18 protein-coding genes and 1 pseudogene are annotated in these 18,781 nt (G+C 69.1%); 11 read left to right on the top strand and 8 right to left on the bottom strand.

Going from position 1 to position 18,781, the window contains the following annotated elements; genetic code table 11:
- Positions 1-442, bottom strand: a pseudogene (locus tag Q2100_RS20085) (hypothetical protein); the annotation flags it as partial.
- A 64-nt stretch (positions 443-506) separates the two neighbouring features.
- Here Q2100_RS20085 and Q2100_RS20080 point away from each other — a divergent pair.
- Genes Q2100_RS20080 through Q2100_RS20065 form a run of 4 tightly spaced genes read left to right on the top strand, consistent with a single transcriptional unit; the run spans position 507 to position 3,249 of the window.
- Positions 507-1,481: a quinone oxidoreductase family protein gene (locus Q2100_RS20080; RefSeq protein ID WP_302915474.1), complete on the top strand. Its 975-nt coding sequence runs from the start codon at positions 507-509 to the stop codon at positions 1,479-1,481.
- Between the two features lies 1 nt (position 1,482).
- Positions 1,483-1,914, top strand: coding sequence for an alternative ribosome rescue aminoacyl-tRNA hydrolase ArfB (gene arfB, locus Q2100_RS20075; protein WP_264013823.1), 432 nt, complete (start codon positions 1,483-1,485; stop codon positions 1,912-1,914).
- Between the two features lie 52 nt (positions 1,915-1,966).
- On the top strand, positions 1,967-2,896 hold the full coding sequence (locus Q2100_RS20070) for a hypothetical protein (protein ID WP_302915473.1): 930 nt from the start codon (positions 1,967-1,969) through the stop codon (positions 2,894-2,896).
- Between the two features lie 8 nt (positions 2,897-2,904).
- Positions 2,905-3,249: a hypothetical protein gene (locus tag Q2100_RS20065; RefSeq protein ID WP_302915475.1), complete on the top strand. Its 345-nt coding sequence runs from the start codon at positions 2,905-2,907 to the stop codon at positions 3,247-3,249.
- A 2-nt stretch (positions 3,250-3,251) separates the two neighbouring features.
- On the opposite strand, the gene Q2100_RS20060 is transcribed toward Q2100_RS20065, so the two are convergent.
- Positions 3,252-4,196 (bottom strand): heme o synthase, encoded by a 945-nt coding sequence (locus Q2100_RS20060; protein WP_302915472.1) that lies wholly within the window; start codon positions 4,194-4,196, stop codon positions 3,252-3,254.
- 205 nt (positions 4,197-4,401) lie between these two features.
- Here Q2100_RS20060 and tkt point away from each other — a divergent pair, with 205 nt between their 5' ends.
- The 6 genes from tkt (at position 4,402) to Q2100_RS20030 (ending at position 11,381) form a co-directional block, all read left to right on the top strand.
- A complete protein-coding gene (tkt, locus tag Q2100_RS20055) occupies positions 4,402-6,492 on the top strand; it encodes a transketolase (protein ID WP_302915471.1) in 2,091 nt (696 codons plus the stop codon).
- Between the two features lie 22 nt (positions 6,493-6,514).
- Positions 6,515-7,633, top strand: coding sequence for a transaldolase (gene tal / locus Q2100_RS20050; protein WP_302915470.1), 1,119 nt, complete (start codon positions 6,515-6,517; stop codon positions 7,631-7,633).
- Between the two features lie 7 nt (positions 7,634-7,640).
- Positions 7,641-9,188 carry a glucose-6-phosphate dehydrogenase gene (zwf, locus tag Q2100_RS20045; protein WP_302915469.1) on the top strand — a complete coding sequence of 516 codons (1,548 nt, stop codon included), beginning with the start codon at positions 7,641-7,643 and terminating at the stop codon, positions 9,186-9,188.
- A gap of 2 nt (positions 9,189-9,190) precedes the next feature.
- Positions 9,191-10,102, top strand: a complete 912-nt coding sequence (gene opcA / locus Q2100_RS20040; RefSeq protein ID WP_264013817.1) for a glucose-6-phosphate dehydrogenase assembly protein OpcA — start codon at positions 9,191-9,193, stop codon at positions 10,100-10,102.
- A complete protein-coding gene (pgl, locus tag Q2100_RS20035; protein WP_302915468.1) occupies positions 10,099-10,830 on the top strand; it encodes a 6-phosphogluconolactonase in 732 nt (243 codons plus the stop codon). Before opcA ends, pgl begins: the two co-directional genes overlap by 4 nt.
- Before the next feature lie 176 nt (positions 10,831-11,006).
- Positions 11,007-11,381, top strand: coding sequence for an ATPase (locus tag Q2100_RS20030; RefSeq protein WP_264013815.1), 375 nt, complete (start codon positions 11,007-11,009; stop codon positions 11,379-11,381).
- A 7-nt stretch (positions 11,382-11,388) separates the two neighbouring features.
- Here the strand turns inward: Q2100_RS20030 and ppc are convergent, their stop codons facing one another.
- The 6 genes from ppc to Q2100_RS20000 form a co-directional block, all read right to left on the bottom strand.
- On the bottom strand, positions 11,389-14,205 hold the full coding sequence (ppc, locus tag Q2100_RS20025) for a phosphoenolpyruvate carboxylase (RefSeq protein ID WP_302915467.1): 2,817 nt from the start codon (positions 14,203-14,205) through the stop codon (positions 11,389-11,391).
- Between the two features lie 75 nt (positions 14,206-14,280).
- The gene (gene secG, locus Q2100_RS20020; protein WP_264013812.1) at positions 14,281-14,514 is read right to left on the bottom strand and encodes a preprotein translocase subunit SecG; all 234 of its coding nucleotides are present in this window, start codon (positions 14,512-14,514) and stop codon (positions 14,281-14,283) included.
- Between the two features lie 45 nt (positions 14,515-14,559).
- Positions 14,560-15,345, bottom strand: a complete 786-nt coding sequence (gene tpiA, locus Q2100_RS20015; protein WP_302915466.1) for a triose-phosphate isomerase — start codon at positions 15,343-15,345, stop codon at positions 14,560-14,562.
- Positions 15,342-16,562 (bottom strand): phosphoglycerate kinase, encoded by a 1,221-nt coding sequence (locus Q2100_RS20010; protein ID WP_302915465.1) that lies wholly within the window; start codon positions 16,560-16,562, stop codon positions 15,342-15,344. Before Q2100_RS20010 ends, tpiA begins: the two co-directional genes overlap by 4 nt.
- A 5-nt stretch (positions 16,563-16,567) precedes the next feature.
- Positions 16,568-17,587: a type I glyceraldehyde-3-phosphate dehydrogenase gene (gene gap, locus Q2100_RS20005; RefSeq protein WP_269894280.1), complete on the bottom strand. Its 1,020-nt coding sequence runs from the start codon at positions 17,585-17,587 to the stop codon at positions 16,568-16,570.
- A gap of 79 nt (positions 17,588-17,666) precedes the next feature.
- On the bottom strand, positions 17,667-18,392 hold the full coding sequence (locus tag Q2100_RS20000) for an ABC transporter substrate-binding protein (protein WP_302915464.1): 726 nt from the start codon (positions 18,390-18,392) through the stop codon (positions 17,667-17,669).
- A gap of 92 nt (positions 18,393-18,484) precedes the next feature.
- On the opposite strand from Q2100_RS20000, the gene Q2100_RS19995 reads away from it, so the two are divergent.
- Positions 18,485-18,781, top strand: a 297-nt coding sequence (locus Q2100_RS19995) for a DUF222 domain-containing protein (RefSeq protein ID WP_302915463.1), incomplete at its 3' end; no start/stop codon positions are given.

Raw genomic sequence — 18,781 nt, 5'->3', positions numbered from 1 at the left:
CCGGGTCGTCGCACCGTCGCGCGCCGCGCGCCCCGGCGCCGACGGCGGGCTTCACCACCACCTCCCCTGCGGGCAGCCGCACCGGTTCACCCGGTGAGAAGAACTGGCTCGGGACCGTGGGCACGCCGTGGCGCGCAAGGCCGTCGAGGTAGCGCTTGTCGGTGTTCCAGGCGACCACGTCGGCACCGTTGAGGAGATTCGGCACCCGTCGGGTCCAGGCCAGGAACTCCTCGAGCCGCTCCACGTAGTCCCAGGTGGCGCGCAGGATCACCAGGTCGGCGTCCAGCGTCGCCGGATCGTCCCACGACCGCCATCGGGCGTGCAGTCCGTGCCGGCTCAGCGCGTCGACCAGGCCGTCGTCGTCCCCGTCGCCCTCCGGCAACGCCGGGCAGCCCGCGAGGACGATGCGCGGGTGACGGATGTCGGGACGGGCCAGCTTCATGGTCGAATGATGCCAGCACAGGGCGGCCCGAGTGGCCGCCGATTCTTCGGCAATGATGGAGCACATGTACGCGATCGAAGTCGCCGAGACCGGCGGACCCGAAGTCCTGCGCCACGTCGAGCTGCCGCCACCCACCCCGGGTCCGGGTCAGGTGCTGATCAAGGCAGAGGCGATCGGGGTCAACTTCATCGACACGTACTTCCGGTCCGGGCTGTACCCGCGGGAGCTGCCCTTCGTGGTGGGCACCGAGGTGTGCGGCACCATCGAGGCGGTCGGTGAGGACGTCGCCGCGCTCGGTGTCGGCGACCGGGTGGTCACCGACAAGGCATTCGGCGCCTACGCCGAGTACTCGCTTGCACCAGCTGATTTCGTGGTCTATGTGCCGGAGTCGGTGCCGTCGGAGGTGGCCGCTTCGGCGCTGCTGAAGGGCACCACCGCGCACTATCTGATCAAGTCGACCTACCCGGTCCAGCAGGGCGACACCGTGCTGCTGCACGCAGGCGCCGGCGGCGTCGGGCTGATCCTGACCCAGTGGGCGACCAGCCTCGCCACCCGGGTCATCACCACGGTGTCCACCCCGGACAAGGCCGAACTCTCGAGGCAGGCCGGCGCCGTCGCGGTGCTCGACTACCCCGATGATCCGCAGGAGTTCGGCGCCCGGATCCGCGAGCTCACCGACGGCAAGGGCGTGGCAGCGGTGTACGACGGGGTCGGGGCGGCGACGTTCGAGGCCAGCCTGGCCAGCCTGGCGAAGCGCGGCACGCTGGCCCTGTTCGGTGCGGCCAGCGGCCCCGTGCCGCCGTTCGACCCGCAGCGGCTCAACGCCGCCGGGTCGGTGTTCCTGACCAGGCCGAGCCTGGCGCACTACACCGGCACCGCCGACGAATTCGGTTGGCGGGCAGGCGAAGTCCTCGACGCGATCGCCTCTGGGACGATCACCGTGACGGTCAGCGAGCGGTACCGGCTGGCCGATGCCGAGCAGGCCCACCGCGACCTGCAGGGCCGCAAGACGGTCGGCTCGGTGGTGCTGGTCCCGTGACTTGACGCAGGACCTCGCCGTCACGCCGGCCTTCGTGATACCGGCGTCCGAGCTGAGCGAACGCTTCTCCAGGTCCTCGGGTCCCGGCGGGCAGGGGGTCAACACCGCGGACAGCAGGGTCGAGCTCTCGTTCGACGTGGCGCGCTCACCGTCGGTGCCGCCGCACCTGCGCCACCGGATCCTGTACCGGCTGGGCGGTCGGCTCTCCGCGGGGATCCTCACGGTGACGGCCAGCGAGCATCGCGCGCAACTGCAGAACCGCGCAGCGGCACGCGAACGGATGGCCCGCCTCCTGCGCGACGCCGCCGCCGCTCCCCCGCCGGCCCGCCGGCCGACCAGACCCACCCGGGGCTCCAAGGAACGCCGGATCGCCGAGAAGAAGCGGCGGGGATCGATCAAGGAGGGCCGCCGCGGCGGCTGGGACCGCAATTAGCCACCCGATTTCGGTGCGTCGCACGCCACCCGGGCGGCAATAGGCTCACGGTGTGCGCATCCGCCGGTTCACCACCACGCTGGTCGCCGGTGTGTTGACCATCGGCCTGGCGGGGTGCACCGGTGCCCCGGACCGCGAGGACGAGGCACGAGACATCCGCGATCGGGTGGCCGCGATGCCCGGCGTCACCGACGCCGACCTCGTCTACGACAACGACGTGATGGCAGGCACCCGATTCGAACTTCGGGTCGACATGGACGCTGCGACCGACGACCAGATCGGCGCCGTCGCCGACGAGATGGACCACCTGCGCGGCGACACGTTCGACGACTTCGACCAGCGCGCCGAGATCAACGTCGCCCGGTGGACGACGCTGGCCGGTGGCGACCACCTGCCCGACGACGCCGCCCGGATCGCCGCACAGCTGCGCCGGCTACGGGCGGACGTCCAGGCGGAGAGCATCGTCTACTTCGCCGGCACCGCGGGACCGTCGATCAAGGTCAACGGCGCGACGGCGACTGGCCGCGTGGTCGACACCGTGCTGCAGGTGTTCACCGACCCGCCGCCGGACACCGTCGAGGTCGCCTCCGAGCCGGCGTCGGACGACCCGTATTGGGCCGTCCGCAGCAGGATGTCGATCGCCGACAAGCAACGCATCGACGGCCAGCTCGCGGCGCTCGCCCCGGCGCAACCCGGATACGTCACCGTGCGCGACGGGCGGATCGTGACGCTGACGATGAGCGTGACGAGTCCGGCGGCCGCCCACCAGGAGATCTCCGGCGCCGTCCGCGTGCTCGATGCGCGACCGGGACGACCGGTGCACCTCAACTGGGCGGCGGCGGGAGCCGCCGGTGCGCGGGGGCCCAGATGGGCCGGCTCCGCGGAGATCGGCGGGTGTGACCACGGCAGTCACATGGGTGAACTCCTCCCCGACGCCCAGGCGCTGCAGCAGCGCATCCGCGACGAATTCGGCAGCTGCTGAGGCCACCCGTGACCACGCCGCCGCCGCACCACCGGACCTCCGTCGCCCTGCGCCTGACCGGCGGCGCGCTCGCCGCGCTGACCGGCGCGGCGTGGCTGTGGTGCGTGGTGACGGCCCTGACGTCGCGATTCGCGTCGATCGAGGCGTCGATGGATCCGGACAGCGTCGCCTTCGACCCGCACGGCTTCGGCCTGATCGCCGGCACCCTGTTCGCCGTGCCGCTGGGCCTGCTGTGCGCGCTCACGCTGCCGCTGGCGTTCCCGCGTGTCCGCCGGGCCGGGGTGCTGCGCCGGACCGTGACGGCGTTCGCCGTGTTGACGGCAGCGCTGTTGGTGGCGGTGTTCTCGGGCTGAGATCAGGCGGTGAAGAGCGTGGGCAGCGCGAGCGCGGAGTCGACCGCCAGCGCGCAGAACACCACCGCGAGGTAGTTGTTCGACTGCAGGAACAGCCGCAGCGGCTTGACCGGTTCGCCCCGCTTGACCCCGCTGTAGAGCTGGTGGGCCATCGTCAGGAACCACGCGCCTGCCAGCAGCGCGACCGCCGCGTACAGCCAGCCCGTCGCCAGCGCCAAGGCCAGCGTCGTCACCACGGTCAGCCAGGTGTACACCAGGATCTGCTTGGTGACGTGCAGCTCGGTGGCCACCGCGGGCAGCATGGGGACCCCGGCCGCCCGGTAGTCGTCCTTGTAGCGCATCGCCAGCGCCCAGGTGTGCGGCGGCGTCCAGAAGAAGATGATCGCGAACATCACCAGCGCGGGCCACTGGATGGTGCCGGTGACGGCCGACCAGCCGATCATCACCGGCATGCAGCCTGCGGCACCGCCCCACACCACGTTCTGCGATGTGCGGCGCTTGAGCAGCAGCGTGTAGACGAACACATAGAACGCGATCGTGGCGACCGCGAGCAGGCCGGAGAGCAGGTTCGACGTCCACCACAGCCAGCCGAACGAAGCGACCGACAGCACCAGCCCGAACACCAGCGCGTGCCGCGTCGGAACCGTGTCACGGGCCAGTGGCCGGCGCGCGGTCCGCTTCATCACCTTGTCGATGTCGGCGTCGGCGACACAGTTCAGCGTGTTGGCGCCCGCGGCGGCCAGCATCCCGCCGATCAGGGTGTTGAGGATCAGCAGCGGATCGACCGTGCCACGCTCCGCCAGGAGCATCGCCGGGATCGCGGTCACGAGCAACAGTTCGATGACTCGCGGCTTGGTCAGCGCGACGTAGGCCAGGATCCTGGCCATGACCGAAGAGCGAATTCGGCTTGACGTCCCGCGACCGAGGTGGCGCTCGCGAATGCTCACGCAGTTGACTCCTCAAAAAATCGCGGCAGCGCGCAGCTTCTACTACAGACGATGGTAGACGGCGTCCGCCCCGCGCCTGCACCGCAGGGTCGGTTCGGATGAACGTCCGCCCCGTCATGCGTTGTGGTCCTGCAGAGGCCGACCACCGCGCACTAGGGTGGACAGAGATCAGCTTGCCAGCCGCATGACAGCCAGGAGCGCGTTCGTGACCACTACAGAGGAAATCTCTGCCCTCACCCGCCCGAGCCACCCCGACGACTGGAACGACCTCGACACCACCGCTGTCGACACCGTCCGGGTGCTGGCGGCGGATGCGGTGCAGAAGGTCGGCAACGGCCACCCCGGGACCGCGATGAGCCTGGCGCCGCTGGCCTACACGCTGTTCCAACGTCAGATGCGGCACGACCCCAGTGACGTGCACTGGCTGGGCCGCGACCGGTTCGTGCTGTCCTGCGGGCATTCCAGCCTCACCCTCTACATCCAGCTCTATCTCGGCGGGTTCGGCCTGGAGCTCGAGGACATCGAGTCGCTGCGCACCTGGAAGTCGAAGACCCCCGGGCACCCGGAGTTCCGCCACACCAAGGGCGTGGAGATCACCACCGGACCGCTGGGTCAGGGTCTGGCCTCGGCCGTCGGCATGGCGATGGCGTCTCGGTACGAGCGCGGGTTGTTCGACCCCGACGCGGCCCCGGGCACCAGCCCCTTCGACCACCACATCTTCGTGATCGCCTCCGACGGCGACATCGAGGAGGGCGTCACCAGTGAGGCGTCCTCGCTGGCGGGGACCCAGCAGCTGGGCAACCTGATCGTCTTCTACGACCAGAACCAGATCTCCATCGAGCACGACACCAACATCGCGCTGTCCGAGGACGTCGCGGCGCGTTACCGGGCTTACGGCTGGCACGTCCAGGAGGTCGAGGGCGGCGAGAACGTCGTCGGCATCGAGCAGGCCATCGAGGCCGCCAAGGCCGTCACCGACAAGCCGTCGTTCATCGCGGTGCGCACCATCATCGGCTATCCGGCCCCCAACAAGATGAACACCGGCGGGGTGCACGGCTCGGCGCTGGGCGACGACGAGGTGGCCGCCACCAAGAAGGTGCTCGGCTTCGACCCGGACAAGACGTTCGAGGTGCGCCCCGAGGTCATCGAACACACCCGCAAGCTGGTCGACCGCGGCCGCGAGGCGCACGAGAAGTGGCAGCCGGAGTTCGACGCCTGGGCCGAGCGCGAACCCGAGCGCAAGAAGCTGCTCGACCGGCTGCTCGCACAGGAACTGCCCGACGGCTGGGACGCCGACATCACCCACTGGGAGCCGGGCTCCAAGGCGGTGGCCACCCGCGCGGCGTTCGGCCAGGTGCTCAACGACGTCGCGCCCAAGCTGCCCGAGCTGTGGGGCGGCTCGGCCGACCTGGCCGGCAGCAACAACACCACGATCAAGGGCGTCAAGTCCTTCGGCCCGCCGTCGATCTCCACCGACGACTTCTCCGCCGACTGGTACGGCCGGGTGCTGCACTTCGGCATCCGTGAGCACGCGATGGGATCGATCCTGTCGGGCATCGTGCTGCACGGTCCGACCCGCGCGTTCGGCGGCACCTTCCTGCAGTTCTCCGACTACATGCGCCCGGCCGTGCGGTTGGCGTCCCTGATGGACATCGACACCATCTACATCTGGACGCACGACTCCGTCGGTCTCGGCGAGGACGGCCCGACGCACCAGCCGATCGAGCACCTCGCGGCGCTGCGTGCCATCCCCAACCTGTCGGTGGTCCGGCCGGGCGATCCGAACGAGACCGCGTATGCCTGGCGCAGCATCCTGGCGCGGGGCAACGGCAGCGGGCCGGTCGGTTTCATCCTGACCAGGCAGGGCATCCCGGTCCTGGAGGGCACCGACGCCGAGGGCGTGAGCAAGGGCGGTTACGTGCTCGGTGGCGGCGACGCCTCCGCCGCCGATGTCATCCTGATCGGCACCGGCTCGGAGTTGCAGCTGGCCGTGGAGGCCAAGAAGCTGTTGGCGGACAAGGACATCACCGCGGCGGTGGTGTCGATGCCGTGCGTCGAGTGGTTCGAGTCGCAGCCCAAGGAGTACCGCGACTCGGTACTGCCGCCGACGGTGTCCGCCCGGGTCGCCGTCGAGGCCGCCGTCGCGCAGAGCTGGTACAAGCTCGTCGGCGACACCGGTGAGATCGTCTCGATCGAGCACTACGGCGAGTCCGCCGACGACAAGACGTTGTTCCGCGAGTTCGGCTTCACGCCGGAGGCCGTGGCGGCCGCCGCGGAACGATCGATAGACAACTAGAACTTCAAGAGAGGCAACACCCATGGCGCAGAATCCCAACCTCGCGGCACTGGCGGCCGCGGGTGTATCCGTTTGGCTCGACGACCTGTCCCGCGAGCGCCTGCAGACCGGCAACCTGCAGGAGCTGATCGACACCAAGAGTGTCGTCGGGGTGACCACGAACCCGTCGATCTTCCAGGCCGCCCTGTCCAAGGGCGAGGCCTACGACTCGCAGATCGCCGAACTGGCCGAACGGGGCGCCGATGTCGACGCCACGATCCGCACCGTCACCACCGACGACGTCCGCGACGCCTGCGACGTGCTGGCCAAGCAGTACGAGCTGTCCGACGGTGTCGACGGGCGGGTGTCGATCGAGGTCGACCCGCGACTGGCCCGCGATGCGGACAAGACCATCGCCCAGGCGGTCGAGTTGTGGAAGATCGTCGACCGGCCCAACCTGCTGATCAAGATCCCGGCGATGGAAGAGGGCATCCCGGCGATCACCGCGGTGCTGGCCGAGGGCATCTCGGTCAACGTCACGCTGATCTTCTCGGTGGAGCGCCACCGCGCGGTGATGGACGCCTACCTCGCCGGCCTGGAGAAGGCGAAGGAGGCCGGCCACGACCTGGCCAAGATCCATTCCGTCGCTTCGTTCTTCGTGTCCCGGGTGGACTCCGAGATCGACAAGCGGCTGGAGAAGATCGGCTCCGAGGAGGCACTGGCTCTGCGCGGCCAGGCCGGTGTCGCCAACGCCCGGCTCGCGTACGCCGCCTACGAGGAGGTGTTCGTCGGCGGTGAGCGCTTCGAGGCGCTCAAGGCCGACGGCGCGCGGGTACAGCGGCCGCTGTGGGCGTCGACGGGCGTGAAGAACCCCGACTACGCCGACACGCTCTACATCACCGAACTGGTGGCGCCGAACACGGTGAACACCATGCCGGAGAAGACGATGGACGCCGTCGCCGACCACGGCGTCATCACCGGCGACACGGTGACCGGCAGGGCCGGCGAAGCCCAGGAGGTGTTCGACAAGCTCGAGGCCGTCGGCGTCGACCTGACCGACGTGTTCCTGGTTCTCGAGAACGAGGGTGTGGAGAAGTTCGAGAAGTCCTGGCAGGAACTGCTCGAGGCGACGCAGGGTCAGCTGAACGAGAAGAAGTCCTAGCCTCCAGATGAGCGCAGTCGACACCGCCGCCAGCGGGTGGCGTAATCCGCTCCGGGACAAGCGCGACAAGCGGATGCCCCGGATCGCCGGGCCCTGCAGTGTGGTGATCTTCGGCGTGACCGGCGATCTGGCGCGCAAGAAGCTGATGCCCGCCATCTACGACCTGGCCAACCGCGGGCTGCTGCCGCCGACGTTCTCGCTGGTCGGTTTCGCCCGAAGGGACTGGGCCGACGAGGATTTCAGCGATGTCGTGTACGAGGCGGTCAAGCAGCACGCCCGCACCCCCTTCCGGCAGGAGGTCTGGGACAGGCTCGCGGAGGGCATCCGGTTCGTGCAGGGCACGTTCGACGACGAGAAGGCGTTCGAACAGCTCGCGGAGACCCTGAACAAGCTCGACGCCGAGCGCGGGACGGGCGGGAATCATGCGTTCTACCTGTCGATCCCGCCCAAGGCGTTCCCGCAGGTGCTCGAGCAGTTGTCGCGGACTGGCCTGGCGAAGAAGACGGACGGCTCCTGGAGCCGGGTGGTCATCGAGAAGCCCTTCGGCCACGACCTCGAGAGCGCCGAGGACCTCAACGCAATCGTCAACAACGTCTTCCCGGAGTCGTCGGTGTTCCGGATCGACCACTACCTGGGCAAGGAGACCGTCCAGAACATCCTCGCGCTGCGCTTCGCCAACGAGCTGTTCGAGCCGGTCTGGAATGCGCACTATGTGGACAGCGTGCAGATCACCATGGCCGAGGACATCGGGTTGGGCGGTCGCGGCGGCTATTACGACGGGGTCGGCGCCGCGCGTGACGTCATCCAGAACCACCTGCTGCAGCTGCTGGCGCTCACGGCGATGGAGGAGCCGGTGAGCTTCAACCCGGCCGAGCTGCAGGCCGAGAAGATCAAGGTGCTGTCCGCGACCCAGCTGGCCGAGCCCCTGGACGAGACGACGTCACGCGGGCAGTACACCGCGGGCTGGCAGGGCGGGCAGAAAGTGGTCGGGCTGCTCGACGAGGAGGGCTTCTCGGAGACATCGACCACCGAGACGTTCGCCGCGATCACGGTGGACGTCGACACCCGGCGCTGGGCCGGCGTGCCGTTCTACCTGCGCACCGGAAAGCGGCTGGGCCGCAGGGTCACCGAGATCGCGCTGGTCTTCAAGCGCGCCCCGCACCTGCCGTTCGACGCCACCATGACCGAGGAACTCGGACAGAACGCACTGGTGATCCGAGTCCAGCCCGACGAAGGAATCACGCTGCGATTCGGCTCGAAGGTGCCCGGCAATCAGATGGAAGTCCGCGACGTGAGCATGGACTTCTCCTACGGGTCGGCGTTCGCCGAGGAGTCACCCGAGGCCTACGAACGGCTGATCCTCGACGTGCTGCTCGGCGAGCCGTCCCTGTTCCCGGTCAACCACGAGGTCGAACTGGCCTGGAAGATCCTCGATCCGGCGTTGGAGTACTGGGCCTCGCACGGCAAGCCCGATCCGTACGAATCCGGCGGCTGGGGTCCCGAGTCGGCGTTCGAGATGCTGCGCCGCACCGGCCGGGAATGGAGAAGGCCCTAACAATGATCGTCGACCTGCCGGACAGCACCACCGATGTCATCAACAAGAAGATCGTCGCGCTGCGCGAAGAGGGCGGTGCGATCACGCTGGGCCGGGTGCTCACCCTGGTCATCGCCCCGGCGACGGATGCCCTGCTCGAGGAGTCGATCGAGGCGGCCAACGCGGCCAGTCGCGAACACCCCTGCCGGGTGATCGTCGTCGCACCGGGTGACCGGCTGGCCGAGAACGCACGGCTGGACGCGCAACTTCGCGTCGGGCGGGACGCGGGCGCCAACGAGGTCGTGGTGCTGAAGCTCTCCGGTCCGCTGGCCAATCACGCCAGCAGCGTGGTCATGCCGTTCCTGCTGCCCGACACCCCGGTGGTGACCTGGTGGCCTGACGTCGCACCGGAGGTTCCCGCCAAGGATCCGCTGGGCAAGCTGGCGCTGCGCCGGATCACCGACGCCACCAACGGCACCGACCCGCTGGCCTCGATCAAGGGCCGGTTGAAGGGCTACACCCCGGGCGACACCGACCTGGCCTGGAGCCGGATCACCTACTGGCGTGCGCTGCTCACCTCGGCGGTGGATCAGGCGCCGCACGAGAAGATCAACTCGGCGCTGGTTTCCGGCCTGGAGACCGAGCCCGCGCTCGACGTCCTGGCCGGCTGGCTGGCCAGCCGCATCGACGGTCCGGTGCAGCGTGCCGTCGGCGAGCTCAAGGTGGAACTGGTCCGCGACAGCGAGACCATCACGCTGAGCCGCCCGCAGGAGGGTGTCACCGCGAAGATCACCCGCACCGCCAAGCCGGAGGCACTGGTTCCTTTGGCGCGCAGGGAGACCCGTGAATGTCTGGCCGAGGACATGCGTCGCCTCGATGCCGATGAGATCTACTTCGAGGCGCTGCAGGGTATCGAGAAGGTGCAATACGTATGAGTTCCATCGTCGAGCGGTACTCGGACAAGGACGAGCTCGTCGCCGCGGCCGGCGACCGGCTCGCAGAGGCCATCACCACCGCGATCTCGGCGCGCGGTGTCGCGTCGGTCGTGCTGACCGGCGGCGGCACCGGCGTCGCGATGCTCAAGAGGCTCGGCGAGCACGACATCGACTGGGCGAAGGTGCATCTCTACTGGGGTGACGAACGATACGTCGCCTCCGACGACGACGATCGCAACGACAAGCAGACCCGCGAGGCGCTGCTCGACCACATCGACATCCCGGCCGCCAACGTGCACGCGATGGCCGCGCTGGACGGTGAGTACGGTGACGACCTCGACGCCGCGGCGCTGGCCTACGAACAGGTGCTGGCGGCCAACGCCGAATCCGGTGAGCCCACACCGGCTTTCGACGTACACCTGCTCGGGATGGGCCCGGAGGGCCACATCAACTCGCTCTTCCCGCACACCGCGGCGGTGCGGGAGACCAGCCGCCTGGTCGTCGGGGTGACCGACTCCCCCAAACCTCCGCCCACGCGCATCACGCTGACGCTGCCGGCGGTCACCCGGTCGCGCGAGGTGTGGCTGGTGGTGTCGGGCGCGGACAAGGCGGACGCCGTCGCCGCCGCGGTCAACGGCGCAGACCCGGACGACGTGCCCGCTGCGGGCGCTGTGGGGCGTGACGCCACCGTGTGGCTGCTCGACGAGGACGCGGCGAGCAAGCTCTAGTCGTCGCGGCCGGTGTCGGCCTGCGCGTCGGCATAACCGGACAGGTAATCCGCACTGTGCCCGGCGCCGTCGGGGCCTCTCGGCGATCTCGGTAGGTTCTCGCACGGACTGCGTTGCATGCATGTCAGACGCCGGGTTCGCCGCCCCGGTTCCCCGCGGGGGTCATAATGACCGTCATGGTGGACAAGAGCGGTAAAGTTCCGGCACGCAAAGGCACCGAGCGGATCCGCAAGCTCGCCCAGGCCGCCCTCAACGCCGACGTCACCGTCGACCAGGTGGACACCATCCTGGACGGTCTCAGCGACACGCTGATCGACCTGAACAGGTCCACGGGCAATCTCGACGAGACCCTGGAACGCTTCAACGAGACGATCAACCGCATCAACGAGCTGGCGCCGCGCCTGATCGCGGTCGTCGACCGGTTGGAGGGCATCGTCGACCGGGTCGAACGCATCGTGGGACTCGGCGAGGCGGTCCTCGGCCCGCTCGCCGCGACGGAGAACGCGGTCCGCGGCGGAGTGAACGCGATGCGCCGGACGATCGGGCTCTGAGCCTGCGTCAACCGCTGTTGCGTAGCGCGGTGGCCAGCCCGCTCATCGTCAGCAGGATGCCGCGCTGCACGAGTTCGTCGTCGTCTCCGGACCGGTACCGCCGCAACAGTTCCACCTGCAGGTGGTTCAGCGGTTCCAGGTAGGGGAACCGGTTGAACACCGAACGGGCCAGCGCCGGGTTGTCCGCGAGCAGGTCGTCGTGTCCGGTGATCAGGCCGAGCATCCGGATGGTGCGGTCGTGCTCGGCGACGATCTTGTCGAACACCCGCGCCCGGAGCTCGGAGTCCTCGACGAGCTCCGAATAGCGGGCTGCCAGACCGAGATCGGCCTTGGCCAGCACCTGCGCCATGTTCGACAGCACCGTGGCGAAGAACGGCCACCGCCGGTAGAGGTCCTGCAGCACACCGAGGCGGTCCTCCTCGTGCTCGGGGTCCTCGGTGATGAATTGCTCGAAGGCCGATCCGGTGCCGTACCAGCCGGGCAGCATCACGCGGGACTGGCTCCACGCCAGCACCCAGGGGATCGCGCGCAGGTCGGAGATCGACGTGGTGGGCTTGCGGGAAGCGGGCCTGCTGCCGATGTTGAGCGCCCCGATCTCGCTGACCGGGGTGGACGCCTTGAAGTAGTCGACGAAACCCGGCGTCTCGTGCACGAGTTCGGAGTAGGCCCGTTGCGCGCGGGCGGCCAGGTCGTCGAGCACCTCGTAGGCGGGTTCGGCGGCGTCGCCGAGCCCCTCGACGTCGAGCAGCGTCGACTCGAGCGTCGCGGCGACCAGGGTCTCCAGATTGCGGTGCGCGATGCGGGGTTCGGCGTACTTCGCCGCGATCACCTCGCCCTGTTCGGTGATGCGCAGGGACCCGTTCACCGCCCCCGGCGGCTGCGCCAGGATCGCGTCGTAGCTCGGGCCGCCGCCGCGGCCGACGGTGCCGCCGCGACCGTGGAAGAGCCGCAACCGGATACCGGTCTTGCGCGCCGACTCGACCAGGTCGAGCTCGGCGCGGTACAGCGCCCAGTTCGCCGCCAGGTACCCGCCGTCCTTGTTGGAGTCGGAGTAGCCGAGCATGACCTCCTGGTGGTCGTCGCGCGCGGTCACCACCGCTCGGTACAGCGGCAGTTCCAGGGCCGCCTCCAGGATCGAGGCGCCCCGCTGCAGGTCGTCGATGGTCTCGAACAGCGGCACGATGCCGACGGGCGCGTACACCTGCGCCCCCTCGTCTCCGCTGACCACGCTGAGCAGGCCCACCTCTTTGAGCAGCAGCGCGGCCTCCAGCATGTCCGACACCGACTGGCACATCGAGATGATGTAGTTCGGCACTGCCTGCGGGCCGTACACGTGCACCGCGCGAGCGGCGGCCGCGACGATGTCGAGCTCCTTGCGCGCCAGCTCCGAGAGGTCGGCCCCGTCGCGGGTCAGCGGCCTGCGGGTGGCCAGCTCGGCCGCCAGCAGCTCGACGCGCTCCGGTTCGGACAGCCCTGCGTAGTCCTGGTGTACCCCGGCCCATGCCAGCAGCTCGGCGACCACTTCCTCGTGCACGTCGGAGTTCTGCCGCATGTCCAGGCCGGACAGGTGGAAACCGAAGACCCGCACCGCTTCCCGTAGCCGGGCCAGCCGGTCGTCGGCGAGCACCGCCGAGCCGTTGGACCGCAGCGAGGCGTCCACGACGTCCAGGTCGGCCGACAGCTCGGCGGGCGTGCCGTACCGCTGCAGGCCGAGGTCGAGTTCGTGTTCGGGCTGGCGGTCCAGGATGTCGGCCGCGGTGGCGGTCAGCCGGCCGTGCACGACGCGCAGCGCACGACGGTACGGTTCGTCGGCGCGGGCCGCCTCGTGACAGGAGTCGGCCAGCGCGGCGAGCTCGTCGCTGATGCCGACCAGCCGGGCGGACATGGACAGCTCCTGCTCGAGTGCGGTGAGTTCGGTGAAGTAGTGCGCCAATGCGGTGTAGGCGGCGCTCGACGTCGCCAGGCGGACCACCTCGGCGGTGACGTTCGGATTGCCGTCGCGGTCACCGCCGATCCACGAACCCGGCCGCAGGATCGGTTCGGTGAGCAGTTGCGCGTCCGGCCAACGCGCCTGCAGCGCGCTCCGCACCTCGGCGTTGACCTGCGGGATGACGTCGAAGAACGCCGACGCGTAATACCGCAGCCCGGTCTCGATCTCGTCCTGGATCTTCAGCCGCGACAGCCGGATGAGCGCGGTCTGCCACAGCGTGAGGATGTGGCGGCGCAGTTCGTGTTCGATGTCCCGGCCGGTGTCGGTGACGCTGTGGCCGTGCAGGCGCAGCCGCATCAGCTCCGTGATCCGGTGCTGGGTGTCGAACACCGTCCGGCGCCGGGTCTCCGTCGGATGCGCGGTGATCACCGGGGCGACGAGGGCTCCGCTCAGCGCGTCGGCGACGGTGGCGGAGTCCAGTTCGGCCGCATCGAGTTTGAGGTAGGTGGCGGCCAGGCTGCTGTTCTGTGGCGGTTCACCGGCCGCCACGTGGACCGCCCGCCTGCGCTCGCGGTGGATGTCTTCGGCGACGTTGGCGAGCAGCGCGAAGTGGGTGAAGGCGCGGATGACGGGGATCGCCCGGCGCACGTCGATGCCGTCGAACAGATCGGCCAGCTCCGCGCGGTCGATCTCGGAGCGGCGGACCCGGAACGATCCGACCCGGGCGCGCTCGACGAGGTCGAAGACGTCCTCGCCGTTCTGCTCGCGCACCGTGTCGCCCAGCAGCGTGCCGAGCAGCCGGATGTCCTCGCGCATCGGTTCGGTGGCCTCGCGGCCGCCCTGGGTGCGCCGCACGGACCCGATCGGGGCGAGCGCGGTGTCGGACTCACTCATCGGTCCAGTATCGGTCGCCGGCACCGGCGCCGCATCGTGAGAGCCGGTCACGCGACCGGCGTCACCCTCGACTGGCTAGGCGTACTTGATCTGCAGGCCGACGCCGATGATCGACACCAGCCAGATGCCGACGACGAACAGCGTCAGGCGGTCGAGGTTCTTCTCGACGACGGTGGAGCCGGACAGGCTGGACTGCACGCCGCCACCGAACAGGGTGGACAGACCGCCGCCCTTGGCGCGATGCAGCAGCACCAGGAGCACGACCAGCAGGCTGGTCACGATCAGGATGATCTGCAGGGCCATTTCCATGGCGGCCAGACTACAGGTCGCCGCCGGTCAGTCGCGAATTGCCCGTCAGGGCAGCGGGCCGCCCGCGGCGATCGCCGACAGCGTGGCGAACTGCTCGCCGTCCAGCGACGCCCCGCCGACCAGGGCGCCGTCCACGTCGGCCTGCCCGACGATCTCACCGACGTTCTTGGCGTTCACCGAGCCGCCGTACAGCACGCGGACGCCCGCGGCCACCTGCGGAGACGCCAGACTGCCCAGCTCGTCACGGATGGCCTTGCAGACCTCCTGCGCGTCGGCCGCGCTGGCGACCCTGCCGGTGCCGATCGCCCACACCGGTTCGTAGGCGATGACCGCCTGTCCGATCTGCTCCGACGTCAGCCCGGCCAGCGAACCGCGCAGCTGTTCGACGTTGTGCGCGACGTGGTCGCCCGCCTCGCGAACGTCGAGGTGCTCGCCGATGCAGATGATCGGGGTGATGCCGTGCCGGAACGCGGCCGACGCCTTCGCCGCGACCAGCGCGTCGTCCTCGTGGTGGTAGGTGCGCCGCTCGGAGTGCCCGACCACCGCGAAGGTGCAACCGAGCTTGGCCAGGAAGGCGCCGCTGATCTCGCCGGTGTACGCCCCGTTGTCGTGCTGGGAGACGTCCTGCGCACCGTAGGTGAGCCGCAGCTTGTCGCCGTCGACCAGGGTCTGCACACTGCGCAGGTCGGTGAACGGCGGGATGACGGTGACGTCGACCTTGTCGAAGTACTTGTCGGGCAACGAGAATGCGATCTTCTGCACCAGCGCGATGGCCTCGAAGTGGTTGAGGTTCATCTTCCAGTTGCCCGCGATGAGCGGCTTACGGCTCACTGATCACCCTCCAGAACCTCGATGCCCGGCAGCGTCTTGCCCTCCAGATACTCCAGTGACGCGCCGCCGCCGGTGGAGATATGGGAGAACCCGTCCTCGGCGAGACCGAGCTGGCGCACGGCCGCCGCGCTGTCGCCGCCGCCGACGACGCTGAACGCGCCCTTGCCGGTGGCCCCGATGATCGCCTCGGCGACGCCCTTGGTGCCCGCCGAGAACGCCGGGAACTCGAAGACGCCCATCGGCCCGTTCCAGAAGATGGTCCTGGCGTTCGACAGCAGGGCGGTGAACCGCTTCACCGACTCGGGGCCGATGTCCAGACCCATCTTGCCGTCCGGGATCTTGTCGGCGGCAACGGTTTCCGCCGGGGAATCGGCGGCGAACTTCTCCGCCACCACGATGTCGACCGGCAGGTGGATGACGTCGCCGTAGGTGTCCAGCAGCGTTCGGCAGGTGTCGATCATGCTCTCCTCGAGCAGCGAATCGCCCACCGAGACGCCCTGGGAGGCGAGGAACGTGAAGCACATGCCGCCACCGATCACCAGGCTGTCGGCCTTGGTGGCCAGCGACTCGATCACCGCGAGCTTGTCCGACACCTTCGACCCGCCCAGCACCACGGCGTAGGGCCGGTCGGTGGAACTGGTGAGCTGCTCGAGCACCTTGACCTCGGTGGCCACCAGGTTGCCCGCATAGTGCGGAAGCAGCGTGGCGACGTCGTACACCGAGGCCTGCTTGCGGTGCACCACACCGAAGCCGTCGGACACGAAGGCGCCGTCGTCACCGACGAGTTCGACCAGCGCCTTGGCGAGCTTCGCCCGCTCAGCGTCGTCCTTGCTGGTCTCCCGCGCGTCGAAGCGGATGTTCTCCAGCAGCAGCACATCGCCGTCGGTGAGTCCCTCGGATCGTGCGAGCGCGTCCGAACCGACCACGTCGCCGGCCAGCTGGACATGCCTGCCCAGCTGATCGCTGAGCGCCTTGGCCACCGGCGCCAGCGAGTACTTCGGATCCGGGCCGTCCTTGGGCCGGCCGAGGTGGGCGGTGACGACGACCTTGGCTCCCGCGTCGGACAGCGCCTTGAGCGTGGACACCGACGCGGTGATGCGGCCCGGGTCGGTGATGTTGCCGTCGTCGTCCAGCGGGACGTTGAGGTCGGAGCGCACCAGGACGCCCCGACCCTCGACGCCGTCGTTCAGCAGATCGTCGAGCGTTCTGACGGCCATCGCGACTAGAGGGACTTGCCGACGAGCGCGACCAGATCGACCAGGCGGTTGGAGTAGCCCCACTCGTTGTCGTACCAGGAGACGACCTTGGCCTGGTTGTCGATGACCTTGGTCAGACCCGAGTCGAACAGCGAGCTGTGCGGGTCCGTGACGATGTCGCTGGACACGATCGGGGCGTCGTAGTACTTGAGGATGCCCTTGAGCGGCCCGTCGGCGGCGGCCTTGAACGCGGCGTTGATCTCGTCGACGGTGCCCGGCTTGTTCAGCTCCGCGGTGAGGTCGGTGACCGAGCCGGTGGGGATCGGCACCCGCAGCGCGTAGCCGTCGAGCTTGCCCTTCAGTTCGGGCAGCACCAGGCCGATGGCCTTGGCGGCGCCGGTCGAGGTGGGCACGATGTTGATGGCGGCGGCGCGGGCCCGGCGCAGGTCCTTGTGCGGGCCGTCCTGCAGGTTCTGGTCCTGGGTGTAGGCGTGGATCGTCGTCATCAGGCCCTTGACGATGCCGAACTCGTCGTTGAGCACCTTGGCCAGCGGGCCGAGGCAGTTCGTGGTGCACGACGCGTTGGAGATGATGTTCTGGCTGCCGTCGTACTTGTCGTCGTTGACGCCGAGCACGATGGTGATGTCCTCGTCGCTGGCCGGCGCCGAGATGATGACCTTCTTGGCGCCCGCGTCGAGGTGGCCCTGCGCCTTGTCGCGCTTGGTGAAGATGCCGGTGGACTCGACGACGACGTCGACGCCCAGGTCGCCCCACGGCAGGGCCGACGGGCCCTCTTTGATGGACAGACCCTTGAGCTTGTGTCCGCCGACGATGATCTCTTCGCCGTCGACCTCGACGTCGTAGGGCAGCCGGCCGAGGATCGAGTCGAACTTCAGCAGGTGCGCGAGCGTCTCGTTGTCGGTGAGGTCGTTGACGGCCACGATCTCGATGTCGGTGTTCTTGCCCTCCTGCTTCTGGGCGTCCAGCGCGCGGAAGAAGTTTCGCCCGATGCGGCCGAAGCCGTTGACGCCTACCCGGATGGTCACGTGGTTCTCCTCTTGATCGCCTCTGGTGTGGTACTCGAAGGCCAGCCTAATGGGGCGGCCGATGGGCCGCGCGGGCTGGTCAATGCAGCGCCAGGCGCTGGTCGGCGTACGGATTGCCGAGCCATTTGCGGCGGATTCCCTGCAGGGTGCCGTCGGCCTCGAGTTCGGCCTGCGCGACGGTGATCCGGCCGAGCAGCCGCTGGTCGCCGGCGGGCACGGCGATCGCGATCTCGTCCGTGGTCAGTCCCTTCTGGACGACCTCGACCCCGCGGGCGTGCTTGACCAGTTCGGTCAGCACGGGAGCCAGCTTCATGAAGGCGTCGCAGCCACCGGTGGTCAGGTCTGCCAGTGCGGTCTTGACGTCGCCGTATTCGTAGCGCTTCACCGCGGCGGCCCTGCCCTCCTCGACGAGGCGCTGGGCGATCGGCTCGCTGGTGTTGCCCTGTTGCACGCCGATGGTCAGCCCGTCGAGGTCGTCGACGGAACGCACCCGCGGCAGCCGTGCGGCGTCGACCGCGAGGGCCTGCCCGCTGATCAGGTAGGGCGGCGCGAAGGCCGCCCTGGCCTCACGCTCGGGTGTGATCGTCGTGCCTGCGGCGACGCAGTCGAACTCGCCTGCGACCAGCGCGTCGAAGATGCCGTCGAAGTCGGCGCCCTCGTAGCCGACGAAGTCGACCGCGTCGCCGAGGTGCTCCCCGACCGCGGTCATCAAGTCGATGTCGAGGCCCGCGGGACGGCCGTCGTCGCCGGCCATGCCGTTGAAGGGTGGATCGGGAAAGGCCACGCCGACCCGTAGATTGCCCATGCCGCCACGGTAACGAACTGCCGCAACGCGGTCTGTCCAAAGATTCGCCGGCGGGGGTGCCGATGTCATAGCCCGCAGATACACTCGAACACATGTTCGAGTCAGTGTCGACGGGTGAGGTGGTCGCAGCGATCACCGACACCTACCGGGAAGAGTCGAAGCTGGTCGGGCGGCGGTTGGCGGCGATCGCGGAACTGTTGGGTCGGCGCACCTGGGAGGCCGAGGCCGAAGACCCCGATTGTGGGTACATGATCGTCACCGGGTTGCAGCGCACCAGCGCGGAGGTGGCGGCGGCGATGAACCTCACGGCGGCCGCGGCCAGTGTGCTGGTCGCCCAAGCTGATGCGTTGGACAGCCGGTTGCCGAAGGTGGCCGCGGTGCTGGCTCGC

Origin of the sequence: Mycolicibacterium arseniciresistens (assembly GCF_030519285.1) — a bacterium.
Taxonomy (GTDB): domain Bacteria; phylum Actinomycetota; class Actinomycetes; order Mycobacteriales; family Mycobacteriaceae; genus Mycobacterium; species Mycobacterium arseniciresistens.
This window is presented reverse-complemented; position numbering and strand designations above follow the sequence as displayed.